Annotated in this window: 11 protein-coding genes; 4 read left to right on the top strand and 7 right to left on the bottom strand. The window is 73.2% G+C overall.

Going from position 1 to position 9,058, the window contains the following annotated elements; genetic code table 11:
* A partial coding sequence (locus tag VFG42_RS23255; protein WP_324911218.1) for an acyl-CoA dehydrogenase family protein occupies positions 1 to 825 on the top strand: 825 nt, incomplete at its 5' end.
* A 21-nt stretch (positions 826 to 846) separates the two neighbouring features.
* On the opposite strand, the gene VFG42_RS23250 is transcribed toward VFG42_RS23255, so the two are convergent.
* Positions 847 to 1,938, bottom strand: coding sequence for a citrate synthase 2 (locus VFG42_RS23250; protein ID WP_324911217.1), 1,092 nt, complete (start codon positions 1,936 to 1,938; stop codon positions 847 to 849).
* Complete coding sequence (locus VFG42_RS23245) at positions 1,935 to 2,705, bottom strand: CGNR zinc finger domain-containing protein (RefSeq protein WP_324911216.1); 771 nt, start codon at positions 2,703 to 2,705, stop codon at positions 1,935 to 1,937. The genes VFG42_RS23250 and VFG42_RS23245 overlap by 4 nt, the downstream gene beginning before the upstream one ends.
* 102 nt (positions 2,706 to 2,807) lie before the next feature.
* On the opposite strand from VFG42_RS23245, the gene VFG42_RS23240 reads away from it, so the two are divergent.
* On the top strand, positions 2,808 to 4,244 hold the full coding sequence (locus VFG42_RS23240; protein WP_324911215.1) for an amidase: 1,437 nt from the start codon (positions 2,808 to 2,810) through the stop codon (positions 4,242 to 4,244).
* 57 nt (positions 4,245 to 4,301) lie between these two features.
* Here VFG42_RS23240 and VFG42_RS23235 read toward each other — a convergent pair whose 3' ends face one another.
* The 3 genes from VFG42_RS23235 to VFG42_RS23225 all read right to left on the bottom strand — a co-directional run bounded on the left by VFG42_RS23235 (position 4,302) and on the right by VFG42_RS23225 (position 5,939).
* Entirely contained in the window at positions 4,302 to 4,826 is a 525-nt protein-coding gene (locus VFG42_RS23235; protein ID WP_324911214.1) for a hypothetical protein, read from the bottom strand.
* Positions 4,827 to 4,831: 5 nt separating this feature from the next.
* The gene (locus tag VFG42_RS23230) at positions 4,832 to 5,728 is read right to left on the bottom strand and encodes an NAD-dependent epimerase/dehydratase family protein (protein WP_324911213.1); all 897 of its coding nucleotides are present in this window, start codon (positions 5,726 to 5,728) and stop codon (positions 4,832 to 4,834) included.
* A 61-nt stretch (positions 5,729 to 5,789) separates the two neighbouring features.
* A complete protein-coding gene (locus tag VFG42_RS23225) occupies positions 5,790 to 5,939 on the bottom strand; it encodes a hypothetical protein (RefSeq protein ID WP_324911212.1) in 150 nt (49 codons plus the stop codon).
* A gap of 205 nt (positions 5,940 to 6,144) precedes the next feature.
* Between VFG42_RS23225 and VFG42_RS23220 the strand changes: the two genes are divergently transcribed.
* Both VFG42_RS23220 and VFG42_RS23215 read left to right on the top strand, forming a co-directional pair.
* Complete coding sequence (locus VFG42_RS23220) at positions 6,145 to 6,405, top strand: ferredoxin family protein (RefSeq protein ID WP_324911211.1); 261 nt, start codon at positions 6,145 to 6,147, stop codon at positions 6,403 to 6,405.
* A 145-nt stretch (positions 6,406 to 6,550) separates the two neighbouring features.
* Positions 6,551 to 7,051 carry a carbonic anhydrase gene (locus tag VFG42_RS23215; RefSeq protein ID WP_324911210.1) on the top strand — a complete coding sequence of 167 codons (501 nt, stop codon included), beginning with the start codon at positions 6,551 to 6,553 and terminating at the stop codon, positions 7,049 to 7,051.
* On the opposite strand, the gene VFG42_RS23210 is transcribed toward VFG42_RS23215, so the two are convergent.
* A complete protein-coding gene (locus VFG42_RS23210) occupies positions 7,048 to 8,229 on the bottom strand; it encodes an Mrp/NBP35 family ATP-binding protein (RefSeq protein WP_324911209.1) in 1,182 nt (393 codons plus the stop codon). The genes VFG42_RS23215 and VFG42_RS23210 overlap by 4 nt on opposite strands.
* A 102-nt stretch (positions 8,230 to 8,331) precedes the next feature.
* Positions 8,332 to 8,919 (bottom strand): hypothetical protein, encoded by a 588-nt coding sequence (locus tag VFG42_RS23205; protein ID WP_324911208.1) that lies wholly within the window; start codon positions 8,917 to 8,919, stop codon positions 8,332 to 8,334.
* Positions 8,920 to 9,058 lie beyond the last annotated feature (139 nt).

Genomic DNA, 9,058 nt, shown 5'->3' with positions numbered 1-9,058 from the left:
CTCCCCGCGCGGCTGCTCGGCGAGGAGGGACGCGGCACGGCGTTCGTCGTCGAGCAGCTGATCTGGACGCGTCTCGACACGCTGCTCGGCGTCACCGGCATGATGCGCCGCGTGCTCGCCGAGGCGGTCTGGCACGCCCGTCATCGCAGCGCCTTCGGCGCGCCGCTCGCTCAGCAGCCGGCGATGGTCAACGTGCTCGCCGATCTTGCGCTGGAGTCCGAGGCGGCGAGCGCCGCGACGATGCGGATCGCCGCTGCGTTCGACTCCGACGACGAGCCCTCCGAGTCCGCCTTCCGCCGCCTCGCGCTCGCGGTGATGAAGTACTGGGTCTGCAAGCGCGGCGCGCCGATGGCCGCGGAGGCGCTGGAGTGCCTCGGCGGCAACGGCTACGTCGAGGAGGCGCCGATGGCGCAGTTCTACAGGGACATCGAGATCGGCACTGTATGGGAGGGGTCCGGCAACCTGATCGCCCTCGACGTGCTGCGCGCGCTCACGCGCGAGCCCGAGACAGCGGCCGCGCTGGTCGCCGAGTGCGAGCTCGCGCGCGGCGCCGACGCGCTGCTCGACGCGCATCTCGACCGTACGAAGCAGGAGCTGCCGGCGCTCGCCGCCGCCGCGCCCGAGGACGCGCAGTGGTCGGCTCGCCGAGCCACCGAGGACATGGCGCTCGCGTTGCAGGCCAGCCTGCTCGTCCGCTACGCGCCCGCGGCGGTCAGCGATGCGTTCTGCGCGTCACGGCTGTCCGAGCGCCGCGGCCTGGCGTTCGGCGACCTGCCTCGCGGGGCGGACGGCGCCGCCATCGTCGAGCGCGCGCTGGCGCTGTAGCAGCGCAGCTGGACGCCGGCTTCACTCCACGGAGCTGACGTCGCGCGGGCCCTCGCCGACGTACTTCGCCGTCGGGCGGATCAGCTTGCCTTCGCGCTTCTGCTCGAGGATGTGCGCCGACCAGCCGGCGACCCGCGCGCAGGTGAACATCGACGTGAACAGCTCCGGCGGGACCTGCGCCGTGTCGAGCACGACGGCCGACCAGAACTCCACGTTGGTCGCCAGCACCCGGTCGGGACGGCGGGCCTTCAGCTCCGCCAGCGCGGCCTGCTCCAGCGCCTCGGCGACCGCGAAGCGCGCCGAGCCGATCTCGCGCGCGGTCCGGCGCAGCACGCGGGCCCGCGGGTCCTCGGCGCGGTAGACGCGGTGGCCGAAGCCCATCAGGCGCTCGCCGCGGTCCAGCGCGGCCTTGACCCACCGGTCGGCGTCGCCGGTCCGCTCGACCTCGTCCAGCATCTTCAGCACGCGCGACGGCGCGCCGCCATGCAGCGGGCCGCTCAGCGCGCCGATCGCGCTCGACAGCGCGGCGGCGACGTCGGCGCCGGTCGAGGCCACCACGCGCGCGGTGAACGTCGAGGCGTTCATGCCGTGCTCGGCGGCGGAGATCCAGTAGGCGTCGATCGCCTTGGCGTGGTCGGGATGCGCCTCGCCGCGCCAGCGGATCAGGAAGCGCTCGGCCAGCGTGGAGCCCTGGTCGACGTCGGCCTGCGGGACCCACGGCTTGCCCAGGCCGCGCGCGGACTGCGCGACGAAGCTCAGCGCCATGACCGACGCGCGGGCCAGGTCGGTGCGCGCCTGCTCGTCGGAGATGTCGATCAGCTGCTGGAAGCCCCACTCGGGAGCCAGCGCCGCGATCGCCGCCTGGACGTCGACGCGGGGGTCGCCGCTGCGGATCGTCAGCGGGTGCTGCTCGGCGGGCGCCAGGCCCGGCTCGAACGAGCCGTCGACCAGCAGGCCCCAGACCTTCTCGTAGGGGATGGTCCCGACCAGGTCCTCGATGTCCACGCCGCGGTAGCGCAGCGCGCCGCCCTCCTTGTCGGGCTCGGCGATCTCGGTCGCGAAGGCGACGACGCCCTCGAGGCCAGACTGGACCCCTTCCATCACGGTGCTCATCTCATCTCCGGTTCGCTTGTCGTTGTTGAAGGCTGTGCGTCGGCCCCGTGGCGCGCGCGATCGAGGCCATCGCCGGACGGCTCAGGCGTCGCCTGCGCCTTCTGACGCAGGCGATCGAGGCCATCGCCGGGCGGCTCAGGCGCTTGTGCCTTCTGACGCAGGCGATGGCGCCGCGCCTTGGCCTCGTTGCCGCAGGTGCGCATCGAGCACCAGCGGCGGCCGCCGCCGGGCGAGCGGTCGAAGAAGCGCCCGGAGCAGGTCTCCGAGGCGCAGATCCGGATGCGGTCGCGCTGCCGCGCGGTCCCGAGCATCTGGGCGGCGTCCAGCGCGACCATGCCCAGCGCGCGGCGCGGCGAGTCGGCGGCGGCGCGCTCGGTCAGCGCGGGGACGCCGTCGGGCCCGGCGACCAGCTGCGGGCGCGCGCCGGCGAAGACCAGCCAGTCGTCGACCAGCGTGATCGCGTCGGCCGGCGCGGGACCGCCTTCGATGGCCGCGACGACCAGCGCGTCGATCGCGTCGCGCAGGTCGCGCGCCTGGCCGAGGACCTTGGCGCTGACCGCGGCGCCCCCGTCGGCGTCCATCACGCCCGCGCGCACCAGCCACCGGGTGAGGTCGCTCGGCGTGACGAGCGTCTCGACGTTGCGCCGCCAGCGCTCGCGGTGGGTGTTGACGAAGTCGACCGCCGGCCGGCCGCCGGTCCAGTACCACCACGGCTCGCCGCTGGTCAGCGGCAGGACGAGGTCGTCGGGGAGGTCGCGGTCGGGCATCGGCTCGGGCTGGACGTTCCCGCATCATGTAACCACATAACTTGTAACCAAGGGGTTACGCGCCGGTGGGCGTTCGCGGCCGGCCGGAGTAGGGTCGGCGCCATGTCCACCGCCGCCGGCGCCGATCTCCTGTTCCGCCCCGTCCACGAGCTGGCCGGGCTCGTCAAGGACGGCGAGCTGTCCGCTCGCGAGCTGGTCCAGACGTCGCTGGACCGCATCGCCGAGCTGAACCCGACGCTCAACGCGTTCGTCGACGTCTTCGCCGAGGACGCGCTGGCCGAGGCCGACGGCATCGCGGCCGACGATCCGCGCCCGTTCGCGGGCGTCCCGATCGCGATCAAGAACAACCGCGCGGTGGCGGGGCGGCGGCTGACGTTCGCCTCCCACTTCGTCGGCGACTTCGTCGCGCCCTACGACCACAACGTGGTCGCGCGGCTGAAGCGGGCGGGCTTCGTGATCGTCGGGACGACGACGCTGCCGGAGTGGGGCATCATGCCGACGACCGAGACGGCGCGGTTCGGGCCGACGCGCAACCCGTGGGACCAGTCCCGCACGCCGGGCGGGTCGTCCGGCGGCTCGGGCGCGGCGGTCGCGTCGGGCATGGTGCCGATCGCCCACGCCAACGACGGTGGCGGGTCGACGCGCATCCCGGCGGCCTGCAACGGGCTGGTGGGCCTCAAGCCCCAGCGCGGGCGGATCTCGCTGGCGCCCGAGGTCGGGCACATGCTGCTCGTGCAGGACGGCGTGCTGACGCGGACCGTGCGCGAGACCGCCGAGCTGCTGGACCTGCTGGCGGGCTACGAGCTGGGCGACATGACGTGGGCGCCGCCGAACGCCGAGCCGTTCGCCGCCGCCGTGGGGCGCGCCCCCGGCAAGCTCCGGATCGCGATGAGCGCGCTGTCGCCGGTGCCCGAGGCCGAGGTCGACCCGGTCTGCGTGCAGGCGATGCAGGACGCGGGCGCGCTGCTGGAGTCGCTCGGCCACGAGGTCGTCGAGGCCGACCCGCCGTGGGCGCGGCCGGAGCTGTCGGCGGTCTTCACCGCGTCGTTCGGCCCGGCGGTCTGCACGCAGATCAAGCTCGCCGAGCTGATCGCGGGCCGCGAGGCGACGGCCGACGACATGGAGCCGCTCTCGTGGGCGCTCTACCAGCTGTGCAAGAACATCGACTCGATCGACGCCCTGGCCGCCGAGCTGCAGCTGCACGGCGTCGGGCGCGAGCTGGTGACGTGGATCTCCCAGTACGACGCCCTGCTGACGCCCGCGCTGGCCGAGGCGCCGGTGACGCTCGGCACGCTGGACCCGCTCAACGCCGACGACCCGCTCGGCGGCTTCACCCGCAGCGCTTCGTTCACGCCCTTCACGCCGCCGCTGAACATCAGCGGCTCGCCGGCGATCTCGCTGCCGCTCTACCAGCGCGAGGACGGCCTGCCGCTCGGCATCCAGCTCATCGGCCAGCCCGCCGGCGAGGCGGCGCTGCTGTCGCTCGCCTCCCAGCTGGAGGCCGCCCACGGCTGGTCGGACCGACGACCGACGCTCTAGGCGCCACGCCGCGCGCCAAGCACGGCTGGTCGGACCGACGACCCACGCTCTAGGCGACTAGCCGTCCTCGTCCTGGGCGTCGGGCCCGCTCACCGGCTCGCACTGCGGGTCGGCCTGGCCGGGGCCGGTGCCGGGACGGCACTCGGGGTCCTGGTTGGCGCTCGCGCCGCCGGAGGAGCCCGAGCCGGAGTTGGTCGACGTCGTCTTGGAGCCGTCGGGCGCGGCGTGGCCGCCGGTGTCCTGCGGGGCGCTGGACGGCGAGCCGCCCGGGACCGTCGTGGCCTGCGTGGAGGAGCCGGGGCCGGTCGTCGACGTGCCGCCGGTGGTCGACGAGCCGCCGGTCGTGGACGCGGGCGCGGGCACGGTCTGGACCGACGTGTCGGTCGGCGTGGTGACGTCGTCGGCGCCCGGCGTCGTCACGGCGCCGCCGTCCTCGGACGTCGTCACGGCCGTGGGGACCGTGTCATCGGACGTGTTCCGCGAGTCGCCGCCGCAGCCGGCCAGCAGGCCGCCTCCGGCGCCGAGCGCGAGAACGGCCAGCAGCGCGGCGGCGCGGGTCTTGGTGGTGTCGAGCGTCGGCATGCGGTCTACACGGGTAGCAGGTCGTCCTCGAGCCCGAGGACCTCCGCCATCGAACCCGGCCGCACCCCGAGAAGTTGCGCATCCGCCGTCCCGCGCGCGCTGACCATCGAGACCTCCATCAGCTCGGCCTCGTCCCAGGTCGCCGGCGCCTTGGACTTCAGGATCGCCTCGGTCGCGCGCAGCGCGCGGGAGACGATCGGCGTCGGGACGTGGACGAGCGGGCGCGGACGCCCCGCCGCGGCCAGCAGGCGCCGGATGATCTCGGTGTGGTCGACGACCTCCGGGCCGGCCAGCTCGTAGCGCGCGTCGGGCCGCGCCGCGTCCAGCAGCGCGATCACGGCGTCGGCGACGTCCTCGGCCCAGATCGGCTGGTAGCGCGCCCGCCCGCGCCCGCTGACCGGGACCACGGGCGCGATCGCCATCCGGCTCAGCAGCGTCATGAAGACGTCACCCGGCGCGTAGACGATCGACGGCGCCATGACGACCGGCTCGGGGATCGCGCTCTCGATCACCGCGCGCTCGGCCAGCGCCTTGGCGCGCAGGAAGCGGGTGCGGTCGTGCGCGGTCGCGCCGAGCGCGCTGAAGAACACGAAGCGCGTGACGCCCGCGGCCTCGGCGGCCTGGACCATCCGCCACGTCGCGATGCCGTTGAGCTCCTCGATCGAGCCGCGCGGCTGGTCGCGGATCGCGGCCGCCAGGTGGACAACGGTCGTCACGCCGCGCAGCGCGTTGCGAAACGACGGCGGATCGGCGAGGTCGCCGAGCGCGATCTGCACGCGCACGCGGTCGGGCCCGAGCCGGCGCGGGTCGCGCACGAGGCAGCGGACCGGGACGCGGGCGGCCGTGAGACGGCGCCGCACCGCGGAGCCGACGAGGCCGGTGGCGCCGGTGAGCAGCAGCATGCACCCACCAGACTACGGGCGGGCACGGCCGCGACGCGCCGACGGACGCCGCCCCGACGCGCTAGATCACGGCGTGCAGCAGCAGCGCGGCGCAGGCGGCGATCGCCAGGACGTCGGCGACCAGCCACGCGACCCGGAGGGGGACGCTGCGGGGGAGCCGGCGGCGACGGGCGCGCCCGGCGATTCTCTGTTCGATGGGTGGCGTGGACATGCGATGGGACCTACGAACGTCACCCTCAGCCACGACCCAGCTTGCCCACATTCGACAGGGATCGATCCTCCAGGCCCGAATTGTATGGCTTCCGCGGAGAACCTCCACGGAAACCTGCACGGTTGCGGCGCGGGGGCCCCTCGTCCGGAGCTTTGGCAGAATGCCGCGTCCAACCCCCGTCTGAACCAGCACGAGGATCCCCCTTATGGCCTATGTGATCACCGAGCCCTGCGTCAACACCAAGGACAACTCCTGTGTCGAGGTGTGCCCGGTCGACTGCATCCACCCCACCCCGGACGAGCCCGACTACGACTCGGTCGACCAGCTCTACATCGATCCGGAGGAGTGCATCGACTGCGACGCCTGCGTCGAGGCCTGCCCGGTCGACGCCTGCTTCGCCGAGGACCAGGTCCCGGACGAGTGGTCCAAGTTCGTGCAGATCAACGCGGACTACTTCAAGAAGTAGGAACGACGTCGCGCGCGCGGCGGTCGGACCGTCGCGCGCCCCTCTTCCGGCGGCCGCCGCGCCGCCGTGCGAAAAGCGGCTCGCCGTTCCCCATAGGGTCAGTAGGCTTTGTGTCTCCGACGACCCGAATGGAGGTCCCGCTTCGATGTCTGTCACCGACGAGCTGCTGCGCAACGCCGAGGACTACGCGTCGCGCCGAGACGGTCCCGCCCGCCCGCTCCCGCTGCCGCCCGCCAAGCAGGTCGCGGTCGTCGCCTGCATGGACGCGCGCCTGGACCCGCAGGCCATCCTGGGCCTGAGCGAGGGCGACGCGCACGTCATCCGCAACGCGGGCGGCGTCATCACCGACGACGAGATCCGCTCGCTGGCGATCTCGCAGCGGCTGCTGGGGACGCGGGAGATCATCCTGATCCACCACACCGACTGCGGGATGCTCACGTTCCGCGACGACGAGTTCCGCCGCCAGATCCAGGACGACACCGGCATCAAGCCCGAGTGGGCGGCCGAGGCGTTCCCGGACCTGGAGGAGGACGTGCGCCAGTCGATCGCGCGCATCGAGTCCTCGCCGTTCATCCCGGTCAAGGACTCGATCCGCGGCTTCGTCTACGAGGTCGAGACGGGCCGGCTGCGCGAGGTCGCGCGCTAACCCGCCATCGGGAGGCTCATCCCGCTCGGCTTCTTGTCGGCCGGCGGGATGACCTCGATGGGCGACGCGCTCGCCGCCGGCGCGGCCGACGCGGCCATCATCGGCAACTCGACGGGCATCAGCGCGATCAGGCCGCGGGCGGCCTGGCGGATCGCCTGCGCGGCGGCGTCGTCGGGGTCGGTCCCGACCAGCGGGGCGCCGGCGTCGGCCTGCTCGCGCAGCGGCATCGTCAGCGGGACCTTGCCCAGCAGCGGGACGTCCAGCTCGTCGGCCAGCTCCTGGCCGCCGCCCTCGCCGAAGATCTGGAAGCGCTCGCCGCCCGGCGTCGTGAAGCCGGACATGTTCTCGACGACGCCCGCGATGTCCAGCGACACCTTGTGGGCCATCTCGGCGGCGCGGCGCGCGACCTTCTGCGCGGTCGGCTGCGGCGTGGTGACGAGCAGGAACTTCGCCTCGGGCAGCAGCTGCGCGAGCGTCATCGAGACGTCGCCGGTGCCCGGCGGCAGGTCGACGAGCAGGAAGTCCAGCTCGCCCCAGTCGACGTCCTCCAGGAACTGCGTGAGCGCCTTGTGGAGCATCGGGCCGCGCCAGACGACCGCGGAGTCCTCGGCGACGAAGAAGCCGATCGACATGACCTTCACGCCGGCGGCCTCCAGCGGCAGGATCTTGCGGTCCGGCGACACCGGCGGGCGGTCGCCGCCGAGGCCGAACATGCGCGGGATCGAGTAGCCCCAGACGTCGGCGTCGAGGATGCCGACCTTCTTGCCGTCGGCGGCCAGCGCGGCGGCGAGGTTGGCGGTCAGCGTGGACTTGCCGACGCCGCCCTTGCCCGAGCCGACGCAGATAACGTTGGCGACCTGCGCGAGCGCGCCGGTCGGCAGCGCGCCGCCGCGGCCGAGCTTCTGCTGCAGCGCGCCCTTCTCCTGGTCGGAGAGCACGTCGAAGGCGACCGAGACCTGCTCGACGCCGAGGCCCTTGACGGCCTTGACGACGGCGGTCTGGAAGTGGTTGCGGATCGGGCAGCCGGCCGTCGTGAGCGAGACCGTGACGGCGACGCTGCCGTCCTGCGCGATCTCGACCGAGCGCACCATCCCCAGCTCGACGATGTTCTCGCGCAGCTCGGGATCGATGACGGCGGTCAGCGACTGAAGGATCTCGTCGCGAGAGGGAGAGGCCATGTGCTCCATTGTCGCAAAGTCCAACGGGCCCTTGAGTGACGAAGGGCCGCCCTTGCGGACGACCCTTCGTCGGGGAGGAGATTCGGGTGCGGCGGCGTCGGGCTAGGCGACGGAGGCGATGCGCTCCTGGACCGTGGTGGCGGCCTTCTGGGCGCCGGTGAGGCCCGTCTGCAGGAGGTTGTCGAGGCGCGCGGTGACGAGGTCGGCCTGCGACGTGATCGGCTTGAGCTGCTTGGTGGCGTCGGAGCGGAAGGACTTGACGTCCTTCTCCACGCGCGTGCGGGCCTTCTTGGCGTCGCGCTCGAAGCGCTTGACCTCGGTGGAGCCGCGGCGCTCGAAGCGCTTCAGCTCGGCCTCGAGGCGCTTGCGGCGGACCGTGAGCTCCTTCTCGACCGTGTCGCGCGACAGGCCGCGGATCGAGGAGACGGCCTCGGTGACCGCGTCGCGGGCGACCAGCGCGGCGCCGACCTGCACGTGCGCGGCGCGCTCGGCGTACTCCTGGACGAGGTCGACGCGCGTCTTGGCGGCCTCGGCCTCGGCCGTCGCGGCCTTCTTGGCGCTCGTCGCGGTCGTCTTGCGCGCGGCGGCGGCCTGGTTGGCCGAGCGCGTCTGGGCGGCCTTCTTGGCGGCCGTCGAGCGCTTCGTCGCGGCGGTCTTGCGGGCGGTCGTGCCGGTGTTGGTCGTGGCCATGCGGGTCAGCTCCTCGGTCTAAGGAAGTTAGATCTAAGTCGTTGTTCGCCTCCAACGTACCGTGCGAACACCCGTTTGTAAACCGATTCGTTCGGCCGGTTACAGCTCGAACACGGGTTCGGCGCCGGGCGCGGGTAGG

Origin of the sequence: Baekduia sp. (genome assembly GCF_035685985.1) — a bacterium.
Classification (GTDB): Bacteria; Actinomycetota; Thermoleophilia; order Solirubrobacterales; family Solirubrobacteraceae; genus Baekduia.
The sequence above is the reverse complement of the archived record's forward strand: the minus strand, read 5'-3'. Positions and strand labels throughout refer to the sequence as shown.

Bases quoted from the DNA above. Each gene is read 5' to 3' on its own strand.
- VFG42_RS23230 (WP_324911213.1), bottom strand. From the start codon at position 5,728: ATGCTGCTGCTCACCGGCGCCACCGGCCTCGTCGGCTCCGCGGTGCGG.
- VFG42_RS23215 (WP_324911210.1), top strand. From the start codon at position 6,551: ATGTCTGTCACCGACGAGCTGCTGCGCAACGCCGAGGACTACGCGTCG.
- VFG42_RS23240 (WP_324911215.1), top strand. From the start codon at position 2,808: ATGTCCACCGCCGCCGGCGCCGATCTCCTGTTCCGCCCCGTCCACGAG.
- VFG42_RS23210 (WP_324911209.1), bottom strand. From the start codon at position 8,229: ATGGCCTCTCCCTCTCGCGACGAGATCCTTCAGTCGCTGACCGCCGTC.
- VFG42_RS23235 (WP_324911214.1), bottom strand. From the start codon at position 4,826: ATGCCGACGCTCGACACCACCAAGACCCGCGCCGCCGCGCTGCTGGCC.
- VFG42_RS23205 (WP_324911208.1), bottom strand. From the start codon at position 8,919: ATGGCCACGACCAACACCGGCACGACCGCCCGCAAGACCGCCGCGACG.
- VFG42_RS23250 (WP_324911217.1), bottom strand. From the start codon at position 1,938: ATGAGCACCGTGATGGAAGGGGTCCAGTCTGGCCTCGAGGGCGTCGTC.
- VFG42_RS23225 (WP_324911212.1), bottom strand. From the start codon at position 5,939: ATGTCCACGCCACCCATCGAACAGAGAATCGCCGGGCGCGCCCGTCGC.
- VFG42_RS23245 (WP_324911216.1), bottom strand. From the start codon at position 2,705: ATGCCCGACCGCGACCTCCCCGACGACCTCGTCCTGCCGCTGACCAGC.
- VFG42_RS23220 (WP_324911211.1), top strand. From the start codon at position 6,145: ATGGCCTATGTGATCACCGAGCCCTGCGTCAACACCAAGGACAACTCC.